Source organism: Pseudomonas sp. NPDC099000 (genome assembly GCF_044759925.1).
Lineage (GTDB): Bacteria > Pseudomonadota > Gammaproteobacteria > Pseudomonadales > Pseudomonadaceae > Aquipseudomonas.
Window position 1 is genome coordinate 115341 of record NZ_JBIWAF010000007.1, and the last position, 20739, is coordinate 136079.

25 protein-coding genes are annotated in these 20739 nt (G+C 59.5%); 10 read left to right on the forward strand and 15 right to left on the reverse strand.

Features of this window, described 5'->3' with window-relative positions; genetic code table 11:
* Window positions 1-47: 47 nt before the first annotated feature.
* The 3 genes from ACIQV9_RS11540 to ACIQV9_RS11550 are packed head-to-tail and all read right to left on the reverse strand — an operon-like array spanning window position 48 to window position 3449.
* Window positions 48-950, reverse strand: a complete 903-nt coding sequence (locus ACIQV9_RS11540; RefSeq protein ID WP_403101214.1) for an acyltransferase — start codon at window positions 948-950, stop codon at window positions 48-50.
* Window positions 951-3050, reverse strand: coding sequence for a phosphate acetyltransferase (pta, locus tag ACIQV9_RS11545; protein ID WP_403101216.1), 2100 nt, complete (start codon window positions 3048-3050; stop codon window positions 951-953).
* Window positions 3051-3110: 60 nt separating this feature from the next.
* Entirely contained in the window at window positions 3111-3449 is a 339-nt protein-coding gene (locus tag ACIQV9_RS11550) for a DUF3565 domain-containing protein (RefSeq protein ID WP_131061185.1), read from the reverse strand.
* Between ACIQV9_RS11550 and ACIQV9_RS11555 the strand changes: the two genes are divergently transcribed.
* From ACIQV9_RS11555 to ACIQV9_RS11565, 3 genes are all read left to right on the forward strand, one after another.
* The gene (locus ACIQV9_RS11555) at window positions 3418-3903 is read left to right on the forward strand and encodes a peptidylprolyl isomerase (RefSeq protein ID WP_140666744.1); all 486 of its coding nucleotides are present in this window, start codon (window positions 3418-3420) and stop codon (window positions 3901-3903) included. The two genes, ACIQV9_RS11550 and ACIQV9_RS11555, sit on opposite strands and share 32 nt — an antisense overlap.
* A gap of 123 nt (window positions 3904-4026) precedes the next feature.
* Window positions 4027-4509 carry a glutathione peroxidase gene (locus tag ACIQV9_RS11560; protein WP_403101218.1) on the forward strand — a complete coding sequence of 161 codons (483 nt, stop codon included), beginning with the start codon at window positions 4027-4029 and terminating at the stop codon, window positions 4507-4509.
* 212 nt (window positions 4510-4721) lie between these two features.
* Entirely contained in the window at window positions 4722-5825 is a 1104-nt protein-coding gene (locus ACIQV9_RS11565) for an NADH:flavin oxidoreductase (protein WP_403101220.1), read from the forward strand.
* A 144-nt stretch (window positions 5826-5969) separates the two neighbouring features.
* Here ACIQV9_RS11565 and ACIQV9_RS11570 read toward each other — a convergent pair whose 3' ends face one another.
* The gene (locus ACIQV9_RS11570; RefSeq protein ID WP_403101221.1) at window positions 5970-7169 is read right to left on the reverse strand and encodes a glycosyltransferase family 4 protein; all 1200 of its coding nucleotides are present in this window, start codon (window positions 7167-7169) and stop codon (window positions 5970-5972) included.
* A gap of 40 nt (window positions 7170-7209) precedes the next feature.
* Window positions 7210-7962 (reverse strand): sulfate transporter CysZ, encoded by a 753-nt coding sequence (gene cysZ, locus ACIQV9_RS11575; protein ID WP_403101223.1) that lies wholly within the window; start codon window positions 7960-7962, stop codon window positions 7210-7212.
* A gap of 314 nt (window positions 7963-8276) precedes the next feature.
* On the opposite strand from cysZ, the gene trxB reads away from it, so the two are divergent.
* Window positions 8277-9239, forward strand: a complete 963-nt coding sequence (trxB, locus tag ACIQV9_RS11580; RefSeq protein WP_403101225.1) for a thioredoxin-disulfide reductase — start codon at window positions 8277-8279, stop codon at window positions 9237-9239.
* Window positions 9240-9417: 178 nt separating this feature from the next.
* Here trxB and ACIQV9_RS11585 read toward each other — a convergent pair whose 3' ends face one another.
* The 7 genes from ACIQV9_RS11585 to ACIQV9_RS11615 all read right to left on the reverse strand — a co-directional run bounded on the left by ACIQV9_RS11585 (window position 9418) and on the right by ACIQV9_RS11615 (window position 13989).
* Complete coding sequence (locus tag ACIQV9_RS11585) at window positions 9418-10668, reverse strand: aspartate aminotransferase family protein (RefSeq protein ID WP_403101227.1); 1251 nt, start codon at window positions 10666-10668, stop codon at window positions 9418-9420.
* A 218-nt stretch (window positions 10669-10886) separates the two neighbouring features.
* On the reverse strand, window positions 10887-11225 hold the full coding sequence (locus tag ACIQV9_RS11590; RefSeq protein WP_403101229.1) for a HopJ type III effector protein: 339 nt from the start codon (window positions 11223-11225) through the stop codon (window positions 10887-10889).
* Window positions 11218-11514, reverse strand: a complete 297-nt coding sequence (locus ACIQV9_RS11595; RefSeq protein WP_095129425.1) for a DUF1244 domain-containing protein — start codon at window positions 11512-11514, stop codon at window positions 11218-11220. The genes ACIQV9_RS11590 and ACIQV9_RS11595 overlap by 8 nt, the downstream gene beginning before the upstream one ends.
* Window positions 11515-11582: 68 nt before the next feature.
* Window positions 11583-11954, reverse strand: a complete 372-nt coding sequence (gene folX / locus ACIQV9_RS11600) for a dihydroneopterin triphosphate 2'-epimerase (RefSeq protein ID WP_129438421.1) — start codon at window positions 11952-11954, stop codon at window positions 11583-11585.
* Window positions 11955-11956: 2 nt separating this feature from the next.
* The gene (gene folE / locus ACIQV9_RS11605) at window positions 11957-12532 is read right to left on the reverse strand and encodes a GTP cyclohydrolase I FolE (RefSeq protein WP_403101232.1); all 576 of its coding nucleotides are present in this window, start codon (window positions 12530-12532) and stop codon (window positions 11957-11959) included.
* A gap of 22 nt (window positions 12533-12554) precedes the next feature.
* The gene (folM, locus tag ACIQV9_RS11610; protein ID WP_403101234.1) at window positions 12555-13265 is read right to left on the reverse strand and encodes a dihydromonapterin reductase; all 711 of its coding nucleotides are present in this window, start codon (window positions 13263-13265) and stop codon (window positions 12555-12557) included.
* Between the two features lie 154 nt (window positions 13266-13419).
* A complete protein-coding gene (locus ACIQV9_RS11615) occupies window positions 13420-13989 on the reverse strand; it encodes an antibiotic biosynthesis monooxygenase (protein WP_403101236.1) in 570 nt (189 codons plus the stop codon).
* Between the two features lie 210 nt (window positions 13990-14199).
* On the opposite strand from ACIQV9_RS11615, the gene ACIQV9_RS11620 reads away from it, so the two are divergent.
* Window positions 14200-15159: a MerR family transcriptional regulator gene (locus tag ACIQV9_RS11620; protein WP_403101238.1), complete on the forward strand. Its 960-nt coding sequence runs from the start codon at window positions 14200-14202 to the stop codon at window positions 15157-15159.
* Between the two features lie 2 nt (window positions 15160-15161).
* Here ACIQV9_RS11620 and ACIQV9_RS11625 read toward each other — a convergent pair whose 3' ends face one another.
* Both ACIQV9_RS11625 and ACIQV9_RS11630 read right to left on the reverse strand, forming a co-directional pair.
* Entirely contained in the window at window positions 15162-15767 is a 606-nt protein-coding gene (locus ACIQV9_RS11625; protein ID WP_403101240.1) for a hypothetical protein, read from the reverse strand.
* Window positions 15768-15821: 54 nt separating this feature from the next.
* Complete coding sequence (locus tag ACIQV9_RS11630) at window positions 15822-16301, reverse strand: PAS domain-containing protein (protein WP_403101242.1); 480 nt, start codon at window positions 16299-16301, stop codon at window positions 15822-15824.
* 101 nt (window positions 16302-16402) lie between these two features.
* Between ACIQV9_RS11630 and ACIQV9_RS11635 the strand changes: the two genes are divergently transcribed.
* The gene (locus tag ACIQV9_RS11635) at window positions 16403-16858 is read left to right on the forward strand and encodes a flavodoxin (protein WP_403101243.1); all 456 of its coding nucleotides are present in this window, start codon (window positions 16403-16405) and stop codon (window positions 16856-16858) included.
* On the opposite strand, the gene ACIQV9_RS11640 is transcribed toward ACIQV9_RS11635, so the two are convergent.
* Window positions 16839-17735: a LysR family transcriptional regulator gene (locus tag ACIQV9_RS11640; protein WP_403101245.1), complete on the reverse strand. Its 897-nt coding sequence runs from the start codon at window positions 17733-17735 to the stop codon at window positions 16839-16841. The two genes, ACIQV9_RS11635 and ACIQV9_RS11640, sit on opposite strands and share 20 nt — an antisense overlap.
* Window positions 17736-17831: 96 nt before the next feature.
* On the opposite strand from ACIQV9_RS11640, the gene ACIQV9_RS11645 reads away from it, so the two are divergent.
* The 4 genes from ACIQV9_RS11645 to ACIQV9_RS11660 all read left to right on the forward strand — a co-directional run bounded on the left by ACIQV9_RS11645 (window position 17832) and on the right by ACIQV9_RS11660 (window position 20711).
* Window positions 17832-18218 carry a CidA/LrgA family protein gene (locus tag ACIQV9_RS11645; RefSeq protein ID WP_403101247.1) on the forward strand — a complete coding sequence of 129 codons (387 nt, stop codon included), beginning with the start codon at window positions 17832-17834 and terminating at the stop codon, window positions 18216-18218.
* Window positions 18208-18894: an LrgB family protein gene (locus ACIQV9_RS11650; RefSeq protein ID WP_403101248.1), complete on the forward strand. Its 687-nt coding sequence runs from the start codon at window positions 18208-18210 to the stop codon at window positions 18892-18894. The genes ACIQV9_RS11645 and ACIQV9_RS11650 overlap by 11 nt, the downstream gene beginning before the upstream one ends.
* A 132-nt stretch (window positions 18895-19026) precedes the next feature.
* Window positions 19027-19809 (forward strand): class II aldolase/adducin family protein, encoded by a 783-nt coding sequence (locus tag ACIQV9_RS11655; RefSeq protein WP_403101250.1) that lies wholly within the window; start codon window positions 19027-19029, stop codon window positions 19807-19809.
* Complete coding sequence (locus ACIQV9_RS11660) at window positions 19809-20711, forward strand: alpha/beta fold hydrolase (protein ID WP_403101252.1); 903 nt, start codon at window positions 19809-19811, stop codon at window positions 20709-20711. The genes ACIQV9_RS11655 and ACIQV9_RS11660 overlap by 1 nt, the downstream gene beginning before the upstream one ends.
* The last annotated feature ends 28 nt before the right edge of the window (window positions 20712-20739 follow it).

Here is a 20739-nt window from a genome sequence, read left to right on the forward strand (position 1 = left end):
CCGTAGGAGCGAGGCTTGCCCGCGAAGAGGCCGGTACAGGCGCCTGATTACTTCGCCGGATACTCCCGATGCATCTGCTCCAGCAACGCATCCTTGTCTTCCCACAACTGATTGATCCAGCCCTGAAACTGCAATCGATACTCCCCATCCTGGTCGTAATTCTTGCCGATGAACTGCGGCGGAATCTTCAGCTCCTGAAAATGCACCACCACCTCTTTCACATTCCCGCACAGCAGGTCCCAGTAACCGGGACGCCCGCCCGGGTAGTGAATGGTCACGTTGACGATCGACTCAAGCTGTTCACCCATCGCATCCAGCACAAACGCAATGCCGCCAGCCTTGGGCTTGAGCAGATACTTGAACGGTGATTTCTGCTGGGCATGCTTGCCTTCAGTGAAACGCGTGCCTTCGACAAAATTGAAAATCCCCACCGGGTTACTACGGAACTTGTCGCAGGTCTTGCGGGTGGTTTCCAGGTCCTTGCCTTTCTTCTCCGGGTGCTTTTCCAGGTAGGCCTTGGAGTAGCGCTTCATGAACGGAAAGCCGAGGGCCCACCAGGCCAGGCCGATCACCGGCACCCAGATCAGTTCCTGTTTGAGGAAGAACTTCAGCGGTTGGATGCGACGGTTGAGCACGTACTGCAACACCATGATGTCGACCCAGCTCTGGTGGTTGCTGGTGATCAGGTAGGAGTGCTGATAATCCAGCCCTTGCAGGCCGCTGAGGTGCCAGCGGGTGCCGCAGACCAGGTTCATCCAGGCCTTGTTGTTGCTGATCCAGGCTTCATGGGTATGGCTCATCAACCACAGCGTGAAACGCTGGGTGAGGGCAAAGGGCAACACCTTGAAGATCGCCACGCAGAACAAAAACGAGCAAAGCAAAATGGTATTCAACGCCAGCAACAACGATGCAATCACGCCGCGCACGGCGGCAGGTAGAAAGGCCAGCATTTAAAGATCCATAGGTCGGTTGGCAGCTTGAATCGCGGTCAATGCGATGGTGTACACGATGTCATCGACTTGCGCGCCGCGCGGCAGGTCGTTCACCGGTTTACGCAGGCCTTGCAGCATCGGCCCGAGGCTGACGCAATCGGCACTGCGCTGCACGGCTTTGTGCGTGGTGTTGCCGGTGTTGAGGTCCGGGAACACGAACACCGTGGCGCGACCGGCTACCTGGCTGTTCGGCGCCAGTTGCCGGGCAACGGTTTCGTTGGCAGCGGCGTCGTACTGCAACGGGCCGTCGATCAGCAACGAGTTCTGCTGTTCGTGGGCGAGCAGCGTCGCTTCGCGAACCTTCTCGACTTCTTCGCCGCTGGCCGATTCACCACTGGAGTAGCTGATCATCGCCACGCGCGGGGTAATGCCGAATGCGGCCGCCGAGTCGGCGCTTTGCAGGGCGATCTCGGCCAGTTCGCTGGCGCTCGGGTGCGGGTTCATCACGCAGTCGCCGTAGACCAGCACTTCTTCCGGAAACAACATGAAGAACACCGACGACACCAGCGTGCAGCCCGGCGCCGTTTTGATCAGCTGCAGGGCCGGGCGGATGGTGTTGGCGGTGGAGTGGATGACCCCGGAGACCAGACCGTCGACTTCATCCAGCGCCAGCATCATGGTGCCGATCACCACGGTGTCTTCCAGTTGTTGCTCGGCCATTGGTGCGTTGAGGCTTTTGCTCTTGCGCAGGGCGACCATCGGTTCGATGTAATTGCCGCGAATCAGGTCTGGGTCAAGAATCTCCAGGCCGGGCGGCAACTCGATACCCTGGGCGCGGGCGACGGCTTCGACGTCTTCCGGTTTGGCCAGCAACACGCAACGGGCGATGCCCCGCGCCTGACAGATCGCCGCGGCCTGCACGGTCAGCGGCTCGCTGCCTTCAGGCAGGACAATGCGCTTGTTGGCGGCCTGGGCGCGCTGGATCAATTGATAACGGAACACCGCGGGTGACAGGCGCATTTCACGCGGGGTGCCGCAACGTTGGTGCAGCCAGTTGGCATCCAGATGACTGGCAACGAAGTCGGTGATGATCTCCGCGCGCTCGCGGTCGTCGATCGGGATTTCCTTGTTCAAACCGTTTAACTGGTTGGCGGTGTCGTAGGAACCGGTGCTCACCGACAACACCGGCAAGCCCGCCTGCAACGCGCCTCGGCACAGGTCCATGATGCGCGGGTCGGGCAGGGTGTCGCTGGTCAGCAACAGGCCGGCCAGGGGCACGCCGTTCATGGCGGCGAGGCTGACGGCAAGGATGATGTCGTCGCGATCGCCGGGGGTCACCACCAGCACGCCGGGCTTGAGCAGCTCCACGGTGTTACGCACGGTGCGGGCGCAGATGATGATGTTGGTCATGCGCCGGGTTTCGTAATCGCCGGCATTGAGAATCTGCGCGCCCATCAGATCGGCGACGTCGCGAGTGCGCGGGGCGTTCAATTCCGGCTGGAACGGGATGCAACCCAACAGGCGGAAATCACCGCTGCGCAGCAACGGCGAATGCTCTTTGAGGCGCGAAGCGAAGGCCTCCATGCTTTCATCGGTCTTGACCTTGTTGAGGATCACGCCGAGGACTTTCGGGTCTTTCGGACCGCCGAACAATTGCGCCTGCAATTCCACCCGGCCAGACAATTCGGTCAGCACTTCGTTTTCCGGTGCCGAGACCAGGATCACTTCGGCATCGAGGCTTTTCGCCAAATGCAGATTGACCCGTGCGGCGTAACTTGCGCTGCGGGTCGGGACCATGCCTTCGACGATCAGCACGTCCTTGCCGACGGCCGCTTGCTGATAAAGGGTGATGATTTCTTCGAGCAGCTCATCCAGCTGACCGTCGCCAAGCATGCGCTCGACGTGAGCCAGACCGAGTGGCTGCGGCGGTTTCAAGCCGTGGGTGCGCGCCACCAGTTCAGTAGAGCGTTCCGGGCCGGTGTCACCCGGATGCGGCTGGGCAATCGGTTTGAAAAAGCCGACTTTGAGGCCGGCGCGCTCAAGGGTGCGCACCAGCCCGAGGCTGATGGAGGTCAGACCCACACCAAAATCGGTGGGCGCGATAAAAAAAGTTTGCATGCGGATTCTCTAAGGGTGCATGGCAATGGCGATCATCTATAGCTGACGATCTACCGAAATTCAGTCGCCAAGGTTATCGCTAACCGAGCCTTGTGCGCACCAACCACAATCAAAGGGCTGGCCTATTTTTTCAATACGTTGCGCGGGGTCCAGGACCCAGGCGCGCGATTGCCACGGTGGTTGGTGACGCAGGTGCTGGGTGTGGCCGCAGGAAAGCTCCGCCACCCAATGCCCGTCCTCATCCTGATGGAAACCTGTGACCGTCGAGCCTTTCGCCGCGATCCGTCTGTCCGGGTTGTGTTCGCTTTCGGACGATTGCTTCGCTAAACTTGGCCTTTCTTCATTCTTATGCAAAAGGTCTCGCCCCATGCTGATCGCCGCCAATAAGGCTGTCTCCATCGACTATACCCTGACCAACGACGCTGGTGAGGTCATCGACAGCTCCGCCGGCGGCGCGCCGCTGGTCTACCTGCAAGGCGCAGGTAACATCATCCCGGGCCTGGAAAAGGCACTGGAAGGCAAAGCAGTCGGCGACGAGCTGACCGTAGCCGTTGAACCTGAAGATGCCTACGGCGAATACGCTGCCGAACTGGTCAGCACCCTGAGCCGCAGCATGTTCGAAGGCGTCGACGAACTGGAAGTGGGCATGCAGTTCCACGCTTCCGCGCCGGACGGCCAAATGCAGATCGTCACCATCCGCGATCTGGACGGCGACGAAGTCACCGTCGACGGCAACCACCCGTTGGCCGGTCAGCGCCTGAATTTCCAGGTCAAGATCATCGACATCCGTGACGCCAGCCAGGAAGAAATCGCTCATGGTCACGTCCATGGCGAAGGTGGCCATCACCACTGATTTTCTGCGCTAAGCTCAGAGAACTGGAGAGGCGCCCGAGGGGCGCCTTTTTAGTCCGCGGCTGTCCCTGGCGACAACGCCAAGTGGCTGTTTCGAGTAGAACACGGGAATCTGGAGTTCGTCATGAGTGCTTTTCACGACCTTAAATTGACAGCCCTGGATGGACAGGAGCTACCGCTGGCGCCCTTTAAAGGGAACGTCGTGCTGGTGGTCAACGTCGCCTCCAAATGTGGCTTGACCCCACAGTACGCGGCGCTTGAGAACCTCTACCAGCAATACAAGGCCAAAGGCTTCAGCGTGTTGGGCTTGCCGTGCAACCAGTTTGCCGGACAGGAACCGGGCACCGAGCAAGAGATCCAGGAGTTTTGCAGCCTCAACTATGGCGTGACTTTTCCGTTGTCCAGCAAACTGGAAGTCAACGGGCATGAACGTCATCAGCTGTACAAACTGCTGGCCGGCGAGGGTGCGGAATTCCCAGGTGACATCACCTGGAACTTCGAGAAATTCCTGCTGGGCAAGGACGGGCGTGTGTTGGCGCGGTTCTCGCCCCGTACGCCGCCGGATGATCCGACGGTCATCCATGCGATTGAAAAAGCGCTGAGCTGACCCCCCCCTGTTCCTGTAGGAGCGAGGCTTGCCCGCGAAGGCGTCATGTCATTCAACATTGATATCGACTGACATACGCCTTCGCGGGCAAGCCTCGCTCCTACAATGGTTCTTATCTTCTAGACCTTAATCACCGCAATCAATAGTGCTGTTCAAAGCTTGCGGCTCTCCATATTATCGCCGTCATAAAGTCTTTTCACGTGGAGCGTCCCATGCCAGTCAAAGCCCTGTTCAAACCGTTCCACCTCGGCACCCTCGAGCTGCCGACCCGCGTCGTCATGGCGCCGATGACCCGTTCGTTTTCGCCGGGCGGCGTGCCTAATTCCAAAGTGATCGAGTACTACCGTCGCCGCGCCGCCGCAGGCGTGGGCCTGATCATCACCGAAGGCACCACCGTCGGGCACAAGGCCTCCAACGGCTACCCGAACGTGCCGCATTTCTACGGCGAAGCAGCGCTGGCCGGCTGGAAGAAAGTGGTCGATGCGGTCCACGCCGAGGGCGGCAAGATCGTTCCTCAGTTGTGGCATGTGGGCAGTGTGCGCCGCATCGGCACCGAACCGGATGCCAGCGTGCCGGGTTACGGTCCGTCAGAGAAATTGAAGGACGGTCAGGTCGTGGTTCACGGCATGACTAAACAAGATATCCAGGACGTGATCGCCGCGTTCGCCCAAGCGGCTAAAGACGCCCAAAGCATCGGCATGGACGGCGTGGAAATCCACGGCGCCCACGGCTATCTCGTGGACCAGTTTTTCTGGGAAGGCAGCAACCAGCGCACCGACGAATACGGCGGCAACCTGGCCAACCGTTCGCGTTTCGCCATCGAATTGATTCAGGCGGTGCGTGCAGCCGTCGGCGAAGGCTTCCCGATTATCTTCCGTTTCTCGCAGTGGAAGCAGCAGGATTACACCGCGCGCCTGGTGCAAACGCCGGAGGCACTGGGTGAATTCCTTAAGCCGCTGTCCGACGCTGGCGTGGACATTTTCCACTGCTCGACGCGCCGCTTCTGGGAGCCGGAGTTCGACAGTTCCGAGCTGAACCTGGCCGGCTGGACCCGCAAGCTCACCGGCAAACCGACTATCACCGTGGGCAGCGTCGGCCTGGATGGCGAGTTCCTGCAGTTCATGGTCAACACCGACAAGATCGCGCAGCCGGCCAGCCTGGAAAAACTGCTGGAGCGCTTGAACAACGATGAGTTTGATCTGGTGGCGGTAGGGCGTGCTCTGCTGGTCGACCCGGACTGGGCGCAGAAAGTGCGTGACGGTCGTGAGGAAGACATCCTGCCGTTCAGCCGTGAGGCGTTGATGACGCTGGTTTAAGCAGCGCTCGGAAGGGCCTCTTCGCGGGCAAGTCGGATCGCCGCACCGCTCGCTCCTACAGAATTTGAGTCGTTCGAAGTATCGCGAGCGACACAAATCCTGTAGGAGCGAGCGGTGCGGCGATCCGACTTGCCCGCGAAGCTCTTAAGGCAACAACGCCACATCAGGCAAAACCTGTTCCTGCGAACAAGCCCCCCGTAACTGCCCCTCAAACTGCTCGATAATCGCCGCCCAACCCTGGCGACTCGCATGCTGGCGCGCATTCAGCCGCACGCAACGCAAGGTTTCGCGCTCCTCCAGCAACCACGTCGCGGCATCGCAAAATGCCTCTTCGTCCCCCGGCATCGCCAACACGCCGTTGTAGCCATGGCGAATGTGCTGAGCCGCAGCCGCCTGATCGTAAGCCACCACACCCAATCCCGAGGCCAGCGCTTCAAGCACGACATTGCCGAAAGTTTCGGTCAGGCTCGGAAACAGAAATACATCCGCTGACGCATAGTGACTGGCCAACGCTTCGCCACGTTGTGAGCCGCAGAAAATCGCTTCCGGCAGTTCCTTCTCCAAAAAACCTCGCTGCGGCCCGTCGCCGACCACGATCAATTTCAATTTGCGCTGTGGATATGTGGCCTTCAGCGCGTCAAAACAGCGCTTGAGCAAGCCAAGATTTTTCTCCTGCGCCAAGCGTCCTACGTGGATGACCGCGATGTCCTTCTCGGCCAGTCCCCACTGTTCGCGTAAAGATTGCAGGCGTTTGACCGGATGAAACAATTGGCTGTCGACCCCTCGGGACAACAACGCCAGACGTTCGAAATGACGTCGCTCCAGTTCCAGTCGCTGGCTGATGCTGGGCACCAGAGTCAACGTAGAACGGTTATGGAACCAGCGCAGGTAATGAGTCAGCAAGCGCGACAGCAAGCCGAGCCCGTACTGATTGGAATACTGCTGGAAATTGGTGTGAAAGCCGCTGACCACCGAAATCCCCAGGCGCCGCGCGGCACGCAATGCCGACAACCCCAGCGGTCCCTCCGTGGCAATGTAGAGCACGTCCGGGCGATGACGCTTCCAGCGCCGCAGCAGCTTGTGCATCGACGACTGACCCCATTGCAAACCCGGATAGCCCGGCAGCGGCCAGCCGCGACACAGCAGCAACTCATCGCTGCTGGCCGCCAACTGATCGCAGCCCTGACGCGGCCGCACCAGTTCGACCTGATGCCCGCGCGCGCGCAAGCCATCGCACAAGCGGCCGAGGGTATTGGCCACGCCGTTGATTTCGGGAGGGAAGGTTTCGGTGATCAGGGTGATATGCAGAGCTGTCGTCATGACCTCAGTGTCGGCTGAGGCCATGTCGTCATTGTGGCGTTTCGATGATGGATTTGTGACGGCGTCAGCGTTGGGTCACCAGGTTCTCCGCGCCACGCTCACGCACCCAGAACAGCGTCGCCCCGGCCACGGCGGCCGGCATCATCAGAATGTTGACCACCGGAATCAGCAGCACCAGGTAAACGATCCCGCCGAAACTCATGCTCTGCCAGCGTTTCTGGCGCAGCCAGGCGAGCATCTCGTTCCAGCCGAGTTTGTGGTTATCCGCCGGGTAGTCGATGTACTGGATCGCCATCATCCACACGCCGAACAGCAGCCAAAGCGGTGCGGCGATGATGTTCACCACGGGGATGAACGAGAGAATGAACAACCCGATTGCCCGCGGCAGGAAGTAGCCGAGTTTGCGCATTTCCCGGGACAGGGTGCGCGGGATCATGGCAATCAGTTCGCCCCAGCTGAATGCTGGAAAGTCATCGGTGCCGCGCACCACCACTTCGACTTTCTCCGCCAGGAAGCCGTTGAACGGCGCGGCGATGACGTTGGCGAGCATGGTGAAGGTGAAAAACACCATCAGAACCACCAGCACGACAAAAATCGGCCAGAGAACATAACTGAGAAAACTCAGCCAGTCGGGCAGGGACGGCATCAGCGTATCGACCCACAGGCTGAATTGATGGCTGGCCAGGTAGATCAATCCGACGAACAGCACGAGGTTGATCGCCAGGGGCAACAACACGAACAAACGCAGGCTGGGACTCAGGACCAGCTTGAGGCCTTCGCGCAGGTATTGCGGGCCGGACAGAACGGGGGCGGGCATAACGTGCTCCGAGCAAAGGGTAAACGCGCCGACCTTACCGGCTTTGCCTGACAGGCGAAAGCGCGGTCGAAGCATCGACATCAACTGTAACAAAGGCGTCTCTATCTTCAGTGTGACGGGATAGAGACCACCTATGAGCTGGATTGTTAAACCGTATTTCCTTAATCTTCGCCCCCTCGATACGCTGCACCCATTCTTTTTACAGGACTGTCGAACCCAAGCCTTCCCCAAGGCATTCAACGGTCCTTTTTTATTCCCGCCGGCAACCCGGCGTTCCGCGCCAGGTGTTCCGGGCCGGTCAACAGGAGCAGGTCATGTCTGAAGTCCGTCATTCGCGAGTGATTATTCTCGGTTCCGGCCCTGCCGGTTACAGTGCCGCGGTCTATGCCGCCCGTGCCAACCTCAAGCCACTGCTGATCACCGGCATGCAAGCCGGCGGTCAACTGACCACCACCACCGAAGTCGACAACTGGCCGGGCGACGTCCACGGCCTGACCGGCCCGGCGCTGATGGAACGCATGAAAGAGCACGCCGAGCGCTTTGAAACCGAGATCGTTTTCGATCACATCAATGCCGTGGACTTCGCTGCCAAGCCGTACACCCTGATCGGCGACAGCGCGACGTACACCTGCGACGCCCTGATCATCGCCACCGGCGCCAGCGCTCGTTACCTCGGTCTGCCGTCGGAAGAAGCGTTCATGGGCAAAGGCGTTTCGGCCTGCGCAACCTGCGACGGTTTCTTCTACCGCAACAAGCCTGTAGCCGTGGTCGGCGGCGGTAACACTGCCGTGGAAGAAGCGCTGTACCTGGCCAACATCGCCAGCACCGTGACCCTGGTCCACCGTCGCGAAACCTTCCGCGCCGAGAAGATCCTGATCGACAAGCTCAATGCCCGCGTTGCCGAAGGCAAGATCATCCTGAAGCTGAACGCGAATCTGGACGAAGTCCTGGGCGACAATATGGGCGTGACCGGTGCCCGCTTGAAGAACAACGACGGCAGCTTTGACGAGTTGAAAGTCGACGGCGTCTTCATCGCCATTGGCCACACCCCGAACACTTCGTTGTTCGAAGGTCAGCTGACGCTGAAAGACGGTTACCTGGTTGTCCATGGCGGCCGTGAAGGCAACGCCACGGCGACCAACCTCGAAGGCATCTTCGCCGCCGGTGACGTGGCTGACCACGTTTACCGTCAAGCGATCACCTCTGCCGGCGCTGGCTGCATGGCGGCACTGGATGCCGAGCGTTACCTCGATGATCTGCAGAACGCCAAGTTCTGAAATCGTTGAAATGAAAAAACCGGCTTCGGCCGGTTTTTTTGTGCCTTCAGAAAAATGCCGTAAACCTGTGGGAGCGGGCTTGCCCGCGATGGCGGTGCGTCAGGCGACATAAATGTTTAATGATAAATCGCTATCGCGGGCAAGCCCGCTCCCACAGGATGTGCGTCAACTTCCATGCTCAAGCCAGTTTCTTCAGGCACGCCTCGAGCAAATCCAGGCCTTCCTCCAGCACCGCCGCCTCGGTGGTCAACGGCGCCAACAGTCGAATGATGTGGCGCGATTTACCGCTGGGCATCAGCAACAAACCGGCGTCTCGCGCCAGGCTCAGAAGTTGCGTCAACTGCGCCGAGGCCGGTGTGCCGTCGGTGTTGATCAGCTCGATGCCGCGCATCGCGCCGACGCCGGTCAAGCGTCCCAGGTACGGCGAAAGTTTGCTGTCGCGCCAGGACTCATAGCGGCTGACAATCGCTTCTTCCTGTTGCGCACCCCAGGCTTGCAGATTGGCATCCGTCATTTCATCCAGTGTCGCCAGCGCGGCAGCACAGGCAATGGGATTGCCTGAATAGGTGCCGCCCAGTCCGCCTTTGGGCAACGTGTCGAGCAGCGACTTGCGCCCGACCACCGCGCCCAGCGGCACGCCGCCGGCAATGCTTTTACCCAGCAGGATCAGGTCCGGCTCGATGCCAAGGCGCGAAAAGGCAAAACGCTCGCCGGTACGGCCGAAGCCGGACTGGATTTCATCGGCGATCAGCAGAATGTTTTTTTCATCGCAAAACGTGCGCAGCGCCTGGGCGAACTCCACGTCCATCGCCAGGAAGCCTGCTTCGCCCTGTACCGGTTCGACGATAAAACATGCCACGTCATCGACGTCGATTTCGACGCTGAACAGTCGATTCATCGCCTTCAACGCTTCGGCGCAGGTCACGCCGTTGTCCTTGCTTGGGTACGGCAAATGGAACACCGGCCCCGGCAGCACGCCGACTTTCTGTTTGTACGGCGCGACTTTGCCGTTGAGGTTGAGGGTGGCGAGCGTGCGGCCATGGAAGGCGCCGTCGAAGGCAATGACGGCCGTGCGACCGGTCGAACCGCGGACGATCTTCAGGGCGTTTTCCGCCGCTTCTGCGCCGCTGTTGGTGAGCATGCCACTGACAGCGTACTCCACAGGAATGAACGCCGTCAGACGATCCATCAGTTCCATGTAGGGCACGTGCGGTGCGGCGTTGAACGCGTAGTGAGTCAGGCGCGTGGCTTGTTCGCGAATGGCTTCGACGATGCGCGGATGGCAATGGCCGAGGTTAAGTACGCCGATGCCGCCGACGAAGTCGATATAGCGTTTGCCGTCCGTGTCCCAGACCTCGGCGTTTTTGCCGTGGCTGAGCGTGACGGGATGAACGACGTTGATCGACTGGCTGATGGTTTCGCTGCTCATGGATGACCGACTCTGAAGAAGGGATGCTTCTTTTTATCTAAGCCGTGAGCAGTGGTGTCGGGCAAACGAAATAAAGTGGCCGGGTCAATCTTAAAAGTCGGGATGTGCGGTGGAAGATCAAAAGATCGCAGCCTCGTTTCACTCGACAGCTCCTACAGAGAAACACGATCCCTGTAGGAGCTGTCGAGTGAAACGAGGCTGCGATCTTTGATTTTGAATCAGCGGCGAGTCAGTGGCTGTTGGGTGAATTTGACCCCGGCCAGACCCTGAGCGATCAACGCCCGGATATTGCCGTGGTCGCTGCCTTCAGGCGTGGCCACCACCGAGCGGTAATGTTCGCCAAAGGCCAACAGCGCCTCTTCATCGCTCAGGCCTTCCAGCAGCGCCAGGCCCAGGGTCTTGCACGAACCTTCGTTCTGCCCGGCGGCGTTTTCCACGCCACCGTTGTTGAACGCCTGAGGCTGGTAGTCGTAACCCGCGGCGATGAACGCCAGGGTGTCGGCGAAAATGTGTTCGCCGCTCTTGAGGCTGGCGCGCAGGGTGTTCAAATCACTCATTGGGTTTTCCTTTGGCGAACGCCGCTTGTTGTTCGGCGTTGGCTTCTTGCTGGTATTGGGCTTTCCACTCGGCGTAAGGCATGCCGTAGACCACTTCGCGGGCGTCATCGAGGCTGACCTCGATCTGGCGTTCATCGGCGGCGGCCTTGTACCACTTGGACAGGCAGTTGCGGCAGAAACCCGAGAGGTTCATCAGGTCGATGTTCTGCACGTCCTTGCGGCTGTCCAGGTGGGCGACCAGCCGGCGAAAGGCGGCGGCTTCAAGTTCCAGGCGTTGTTGATCGTTCATGGCGGGCTCTGTGCAATCCAATCGTGGCGCGGATGATAAAAGTCTGACGGACAATGCGCCAGACGTGGTCAGCGGCTCGCGGCCAGGGTAATCGACACCGACTCGGCGAATCGCAGGGCGTGGGGCTTGTCGACTTCGACCTCGGCGTACAACACCGACTCGTTGGCCATGACCAGGTCGAGAATTTCCTGAGTCAGGCGTTCGAGCAGGGCAAAGCGATTGCCCTCCACGTGGGCGATGATCGCCTTGGTGATGGTTCGGTAATTCAGCGCGTGATCGATGTCGTTGTCACGCACCGCTTCCTGAGCGGCATACAGGATGGTCAGGTTGATCAGCACATCCTGCTTGTTGAGGATTTCGTCCTCGTTGATCCCGATGAAGGTCCGCAGGCACAGGTCCTTGACCCGGATGCGTGCCGTTCCTGGTTGAAGTTGTGGCATTGCTACTTGCTCCGTCCAATCAATTGCAGGAACTCCTGGCGGGTGCTGCTCGACTCGCGGAAGGCGCCGAGCATCACCGAGGTGTTCATGGTCGAATTCTGTTTCTCGACGCCGCGCATCATCATGCACATGTGCCTGGCTTCGATAACCACCGCGACACCCGCCGCATCGGTCACTTGCTGCACCGCCTCGGCGATTTGCCGGGTGAGGTTTTCCTGGATCTGCAGGCGGCGGGCGAACATGTCCACCAGCCGCGCGATCTTCGACAGGCCCAGCACCTTGCCAGTCGGAATATAAGCCACATGGGCCTTGCCGATGAAGGGCAGCAGGTGATGTTCGCACAACGAGTACAGCTCGATGTCGGCGACGATGATCATCTCGTCGGTGTCGGACGCAAATAGTGCGCCGTTGACGATCTCTTCGACACTCTGGTCGTAGCCATGGCAGAGGTACTGCATGGCCTTGGCCGCGCGAACCGGGGTGTCTTGCAGTCCTTCACGGTCGGGGTTTTCACCGAGGCCGATGAGGATGTCGCGATAGCTCTGGGACAGTGAATTCTGGGGCAGGGATAACATCATGGAACATCCTCGCGGGGGCCGCTTATTTGATGTGCCGTCCGCCGTTGACGGTCAGGGTCGTGCCGGTGACATAAGGGTTGTCGAGCAAATAACGCAGGCTCTGGTAGATCACTTCGCTGCCGGGTTCGATGCCCAGCGCGGACTTGGCCAGGACCTTGGCGCGGTACGTGGCGTCGTCGTCGGGATTGAACATTAGCAGGGCTGGCGCGATACCGTTGACCTTGATTGTCGGCGCGTATTTCGCGGCGAAGGACAGGGTGAGGCTGTCGAGCCCGGCTTTGCTGGCGCAGTAGCCAATGTGCTTGCTGCTGCCCTTGCGGGTCACGTCGTCGCTGATGTGAACGATGTCGGCGAGGCTTGAGCGTTCCAGCAAGTCGGCACAGTGCAGGTTGATCAAATAGGGCGCCAGCATGTGTACGCTGAACATGCGGGTGAAGGCCTCGGCGTCGGTGTCCGGGGTTTCGGCCAGCCATTCGGAAGCGTTGTGGACAATGGCTCGCAGGCTGTCGGTGTGGGTTTTCAGTTGAGTGATGAACGCGAGGATCCCCGCTTCAGTGGAGAAGTCGGCAAATACCGCGGTGGCGCCCAGGTCGCGCAATGTCTGCACGCCGGGGCGTTCGCTGCGGTAGCTGAAGATCACCGGATGGCCGTCTTCGAGCAAACGCTGGGCACAGTGCAGGCCGACACGTTGGCCGGCACCGGTAATGAGGATCGGAGCTGCGGAAGAGGTCATGAACGGCTCGCGTCGCGGTAAGAGCAAAACTATACCAGCGACGAGCCGTGAGGTGGCTATTGTAGGAGCGAGGCTTGCCCGCGAAGAACGATAACTCGGTCTATCTGTTGAACTGAGTTGTCTTCTTCGCGGGCAAGCCTCGCTCCTACAGGTATCAGTGGTTTTGGGGAGTGGGCTCAACGGGCAGCGGCCGTGCCGGTGTGCTGTTCAGCCAGCCGGCCAGCAGGCGGGTCGACAGCGGAATGAAGAAGTAGACCATCAACGGCGTCAGGCACAGGGTGCTGATGAGCACGCGCGGCAGCAGGCTCATTTCGCCGAGCAACGGCCCCAACACAAAGTTGAACAGCAGGGAAACCGGAAAGAATGCCAGCCAGATCGCCACGGCCTGCTTCCAGCGGGGTGGGCGCTGGCCGACAGCGCCGAACCAGCCTTCAATGCCACTCACGCGATGTTCCGTCTTGTGCGCAAACAGATCGCTGCCGCGCGCCAGCCATGCGGTACGCGAAGCGGAGTGCTCCCAGGCGTGCATGGTTTGCTCGTCGGCAAAGCGGAAAATAATCTGGAATTCGTTATCTTCGGGTGGCGGAGCGAGCACACCTGAGCCGAGATAACCGGGAAAGTCGGTGGCCAGTTGTTCGCCTTCGCGCAACCAGACCATCAGGTCCTGATAACGCCCATCGGCAACGCGGCGCGAAACCATCAGCGTGACGGGTGAGGTAGACATGGTGAATCTCCGTATAACAAACGCGTCGCTCCGGGTAGGAGTTTCGCCAGGCGCAGCGCCGGGGTGATGGGCTGCGTCTTGAGACAAGCAAGGATTATTCCTGATTCTGATAATTACACCAGCGGCATACGTCGTTTATCAATGTATTGAATAGTGATGGGGCAGGAGAGTTAGAATGGGATCCAATTCGTACATGGACGTTGAATTCACATGCCTGTCCTGACAGAGAATGTCCCATCCTCACTGACGGATCTTTCCATTGAGCGCGAAGATCTGTTCCCTATTCGTGAGGTTGCACGCCTGACGGGCATCAACCCCGTTACGTTGCGGGCTTGGGAGCGACGATATGGCCTGATCCAGCCCACACGCACCGAAAGCGGGCATCGGCTGTACTCGATGGCCGATATTGAAAAGGTCCGCAGCATTCTCGGCTGGATCGACCGCGGCGTTGCGGTGAGCAAGGTCGGCAAGATACTGGCCAAGACCGAACCGCTCAAAGCCCTGGCGAAAATCATTCCCGACGAACTCGTTCAGGCCGACTACGCCCAGTGGCAGCAGCAGGTTCAGGTGGCGGTGACGGCGTTTGACGAGGTTAAGCTGGAACAAGTCTATGGACAGATTTTTTCCAGTTACCCCCTGGCAGTGGTGTTTCAGGACATCCTGATGCCGATCTGGAAGCTGATGCTGCAGCGCCATGGCGCGTTTGGTCAGACCAGCGAATGGCTATTTCTGGATGGTTTCCTGCGTTCCCGCGTATTACAGCGCATGCTGCTGGTGCGCGTCATGCAGCCTCGGCGCGTGATTGTCTGCGCCTTGGCCGATCAGGCCCATGAGCTCGAAGTGCTGGTCACGGCGCTGTACCTGAGTAGCGTCGATTCAGCGATTCAATTGCTGGCGATCGGTCAGCCATTCGACGAATTGACCCTTGTTTGTGAGCGGATCAACCCCTCGGCATTGGTGCTGGTGTCCAATCACGCGCCGGCCCCTGAGTTGCCTCGGCGCTTGAACCGGTTGGCCTTGAGCCTGGATTGTCAGTTGCTGTTGGCCGGCGATGCGTCGGACCTGGCACAGGACAGCTTGGCCGGATCGTCGGTCGGGTGTCTGGGGAATGAGGGGGCGGTGATGCGTCAGCGTCTGAAACAGTTCCTGGCAGGAAACCTGGATACCTGAAATCAGATGTGCAGTGCGGGATGTGTCAGACGATGTTGCTGAAGGATGAACTGACGTAGTCGCTCGGTCTCGTCCTTGTCGCTCTGGCTCAATTCGTAGGCATAAAAACCGTGCTCGGTTTCACGCTCAAAAGTGCCTCGCAATGCAATCCGCTCATAGCCTGAAGGGCTGAACCACAGCGCGAAGTGCTTGGGTGGTTTGGTCTTGTTGCGCACTTCCAGCAAAACCCCTTTGAACGATATTTCATGCACCCACATCGTGCCAGGTTGGCCTTTTGCATTTTCCAGCGCCACCGGCTCTTCAAGCGTCAGGCGCCATGGTCGTACCATCGGCCCGTCTTCATAAATACTCGGCACGCCCAAGCGCAAATGCAGCGCATGAAATTCGTCCTCCACCAGGTGCAGCGGAAAGGTCATTTGCTGGTTTTCGAAGTTGGCCTGGATGGTGACTTGCTCATGGGCCGCCAGGCGCGTGAGCAAATCACGGATTTGCGATCCACCGTTGACGAGCAGACTCGACGTCGCATCCCGCACATTGAGTTGCGGGTTGTGTTGCATGGTCTGGATGAAATCCAGCTCATCCTGTGTCAGGAGTGCGTCGCGTTGCATGGCTAACTCGAAAGAAAAAGTTACAAAGTCATCGGTGATTGTAGTTAATGACAATTAATTCGCCGTTTTGTTTTCGCCGTTCGTCGCTTTCAGCGCGGCAAGCTCGGCTTGCATCTCAGCCAATTGTGCTTCCAGTTGTGCTACTCGCTGCTGTGCCTTGACCTGCACCGTAACGTCTTTCTGTACGCCTACAAAATAAGTTTGTCCATCGCTCGGGTTCTTCACAGTAGAAAGGGACAGTTCATTCCAGAACGGCGTGCCGTCCTTGCGGTAGTTTCTCAGGATTTCCCGGCAGGAGCCGCCACGGGTCAACGATTCGCGAATCGCAGTGAGGGCTTCTTTTTGATCCCGGTCGCCGGCCTGCAGGAAACGGCAATCCTGGTAGAGAATTTCTTCGCTGCTGTAACCCGTCAGGCGCTCAAACGCAGGGTTTACGTAAATCAGGATGTTGTCCTGTTCGCCTTCCTTTTCGGCAATCACGATGCCGTCGTTGGAAGCGTTGATTACCATTTGCAGCAGTTGAGCGTTGATCATCGGAGAATCCTTTCCGAGTGGGTTGAGGGCAGCATTCTAAAAGATCAAATAAGGCTGTGCTGTTAATATCTGTGTCTTTTACTCAGCTTCAGGATCGATTGATGAAAGTTGCCATCATTTCCGGCTCGGTGTACGGCACGGCTGAAGAAGTCGCCCGCCACGCCGCGAATATTTTGAAAGAAGCGGGTTTCGAAACCTGGCACAACCCGCGCGCAGCGCTTGCCGATGTCCAGGCCTTCGGCCCGGAAGCATTTCTGGCGGTAACGTCGACCACCGGCATGGGTGAGTTGCCGGACAACCTGCAACCGCTGTATTCGATGATCCGTGACCAACTGCCCGCCGCCTGGCGCGGTTTGCCTGGCGCTGTCATCGGCCTGGGCGATGCAAGTTATGGCGATACGTTCTGCGGTGGCGGTGAGCAGATGCGTGAACTGTTCGGCGAACTGGGCCTGCGCGAAGTGCTGCCGATGCTGCGCCTGGACGCCAGCGAAAGCGTCACCCCGGAAACCGACGCCGAACCTTGGCTGGCGGAGTTGATTAAAGCGCTGCAGGGCTGACCGGCCGCTCGCGCAGCAGGGCGAGCCAGGCTTGTGCAGCCTTCGACAAGTACGCGCCCTGGCGCCAGATAAAGGCGATGTCCCAGCGCAAAGAGCTCGGGGCATTCAAGGTCAGGCGGACCACGCCTGGCCGCACCAGCCCGCGCGCGACCACGCTGGGCAACAGCACCACGCCTTGGCCGGCAGCCACCAGTGCCGCGAGAAAATCCGCCTGGCCACTGCGCCCACCTTCCTTGGGCGTAAACCCCAGCTGATGACAGGCCTGCAGCAAACGGTCGTTGAGCACGAAGCTGCGCTGATACAGCAGAAACGGCGTATCGGCCAACTCCTCCAATCCGATTGCCGACTTCGTCGCCAGTGGGTGATCGGCGGGCAGCAGCGCATCCAGCGGTTCATCGCAGAACGGCTGAAAGGCGAACTGCGGATCCTTTGGCAACAGACTGCCACCGAGTTCGAGTTCACCGCTCAATACCGCCTGTTCGATGTTGAGGCTACCGCCCTCAAGCAGCTGAATGCTGATATTGGGGTAGCGCCGCCGGTACTCGGCAAACAGCCCGGCGAACAGCGCGTCACTGCCCAGCAGCGGCAGGCCCAGACGTAATTCCCCGCGAGCCAGTTGGCTCAAATCGTCCAGCTCACTGAGCAATTCATTGCGCAGCCGCAGCATGCCTTCGGCCCGTTGCAGCACCACGCTGCCGGCGGCGGTCAGGCGAAGCTGCGAACCCAGGCGTTCGAGCAGCGGTGTGCCCAGGCTCTGTTCCAGCTGAGCGACTTGCTTGCTGACTGCCGATTGGCTGATGTGCAGGGTCTTGGCGGCTTGAGTGAAACCACCTTGGTGCATCACTTCGACGAAACTGCGTAGTTGTTTGAATTCCATGCGCCTGATTCCAGATTGGAATGGAGCCGAGTCTAACAATTCGTTTCGGGGATGGCAGCACGCTCCGTAAAATGAGCGCCTGTGAGGACCGAAACCATGAATGCATCAACCTTCAAACGCCTGGCTCGATTAACCGCTGAACTGGCCGTGCTGCTCGGCATCTACCTGCTCGGCTGCGAAATCGCCGCAGTTTTGGCCTGGCCGATCCCGGGTGGTGTTATCGGCATGGCGCTGTTGCTGCTGGCCTTCGCTGTCGGCGGGATCAAACCGGCGGCGTTGCAAATGGGGGCCGGCCTGTTGATGGCCGAGATGCTGCTGTTTTTTATTCCAGCGCTGATGAGCCTGCTCGATTACGGCGGCCTGATGCGCGATGACGGTTGGCGAATTCTGCTGGTGATTGGCGTCAGTACGCTGATGGTGATGCTGGTCACCGCGTTTACCGTGGAAGGGGTGGTGCGGTTGAGGAGGTCCCATGAAGCTTGAGTTGATGCCGATGTTCTGGCTGGCTTTCACGCTCTCGGCCTATTTTTTCAGTCGCTGGATCTACCGGCGCACCGGGCGTTATCTGCTGTCGCCGCTGATTCTGGTTCCGGCCCTGCTGCTGGCCTTCGCTGTGCCACTGCACACTGCGTATGCGGAGTATTCGAGCAACACCCATTGGCTGATGTTGGTGCTGGGGCCGGTGACCGTCGCGTTCGCCGTGCCGATCTGGCAACAGCGGCAGATGCTGATGCGGCATTGGTCGGCATTGCTGCTCGGAATGCTGGCAGGCAGTGCGGCATCCATCGGTACCTCGTTCGGTCTGGCCAAGGCGTTGGCGCTGGACAGCTCGGTGACGATGTCGCTGGTGCCACGTTCCATCACCACGCCGTTTGCCATGCCGCTGGCTCACGACCTCGGTGGCGTGCCAGAACTGACGGCAGTGTTCGTGATGTTCACCGGGGTGTTCGGGGCGATGCTCGGCGGCATTCTGTTGAAGTGGCTGCCGTTGCGCAGTGCCCTTGCGCGTGGCGCGTTGTTTGGCGTCGGCGCGCACGGTGCCGGCGTCAGTCGGGCCCATGAAGTGGGCGGTGAAGAAGGCTCGGTCGCGGGGCTTGTCATGGTTCTGACGGGGCTTTTGAACCTGTTTGCCGCCCCCTTATTGGCGGCGGTCCTTTGACATGGATCCAGGCTTTCCTCTGAACTGACTCGTTAGGCCATCAAGCTGGCTGCCAATGCAACTACACGAAATCCGGGGGCTGACTAGACTGCTGTAACCACAGTAAAACAATAAGAACAGGAGGTCCTTGCCGTGAAAGTTGCTCCCGTCCAATCCCCCCACAGTGTCAAAGACCAGGTCAGTGCCGCCGAGTGGCAGACCCGCGTCGACCTGGCTGCCTGCTATCGTCTGGTTGCCTCGCATGGTTGGGACGATCTGATCTTTACGCACATCTCGGCCAAGGTGCCGGGCACCGAAGATTTCCTGATCAACCCTTTCGGGCTGATGTTTCACGAGATCACCGCGTCGAGCCTGGTCAAGGTTGATCAGGCCGGCAACAAGCTGATGGAAAGCCCTTACGAGATCAACCCGGCGGGTTACACCATTCACAGCGCCGTGCATGAAGTGCGTCACGATGTGGTCTGCGTGTTGCACACCCACACCGCTGCAGGTGTGGCGGTGTCGGCGCAAAAACAGGGCATTCTGCCGATCAGTCAGCAGTCATTGTTTGTGCTGTCCAGCTTGGCGTATCACGCCTACGAAGGCGTTGCCCTGAACCATGAAGAAAAGGCGCGCCTGCAAGCCGACCTGGGTGAAAACAGTTTTCTGATGCTGCACAACCACGGCCTGCTGACCTGTGGCAGCACCATCGCCGACACGTTCCTGATGATGTTCACCTTCCAGCGCGCCTGCGATATCCAGGTGCTGGCGCAGAACGGTGGCGCCGAGCTGATTGCCATCGAGCCACAGATTCTGGCGGGCGCCAAGGCGATGATCGCCGGCGTGACCAAAAGTGCTCAAGGGATGGGCGGCGCGTTGGCCTGGCCGGCGTTGCTGCGCAAACTCGATCAACAAGACCCGGGTTATAAACTCTAATGGCACTTGCCGAGATCCCCTTGTGCGTCTGGCGCAAACGCGGCCAGTCGTTCGTATTCCGTGGCCAGACCATCCGTTACTGGACGGCGGGGCAGGGTGAGCCGCTGCTGCTCATCCATGGTTTCCCGACCGCCAGTTGGGACTGGCATTACCTGTGGCAACCGCTGGCGCAGCGCTATCGGGTGATTGCCTGCGACATGCTCGGCTTCGGCGACTCTGCCAAACCGGTCAACCACGAATACAGCCTGCTGGAGCAGGCCGATCTGCAACAGGCGTTGCTCGCGCACCTGAACGTCGAGCAGCCGGTGCATGTGTTGGCCCACGATTACGGCGACAGCGTGGCTCAGGAATTGTTGGCCCGGCATTACGAAACCCGCATCGATATCGCCAGTTGTGTATTCCTCAACGGCGGCCTGTTTCCTGAAACCCATCGCCCGCTGCTGGCGCAAAAACTATTGCTCAGCCCGTTAGGCTGGATGATTGGCCGCGCCTTCACGCGTGATGCGATGGTGAAAAGTTTCCGGCAGATATTTGGGCCGCAGACTCGGCCCACCGAAAGCGAGATGGATGATTTCTGGGGCCTGATCGACAGCAATCACGGCCCGCGAATCATGCATAAGCTCATCGCTTATATCCCAGAGCGGCGTGTCCAGCGCGAGCGTTGGGTCAGCGCCATGCAGCGTGGTGAAGTCCCGTTGCGGGTCATCGATGGTGAAGTCGACCCGATTTCCGGCGCTCACATGGTCAAGCGCTATCGGGAACTGGTCCCCAACCCGGACACGGTGCTGCTGCCTGATATTGGCCATTACCCACAGACCGAAGCGCCGGCGCAGGTGCTCAAGCATTACCAGGAGTTTAGGGATCGGCTGGTTTCTCCGCCGCGCAAGGCAGCCTGTTCCTGACTATCCCCCAGCCTTATCGGGCACCATT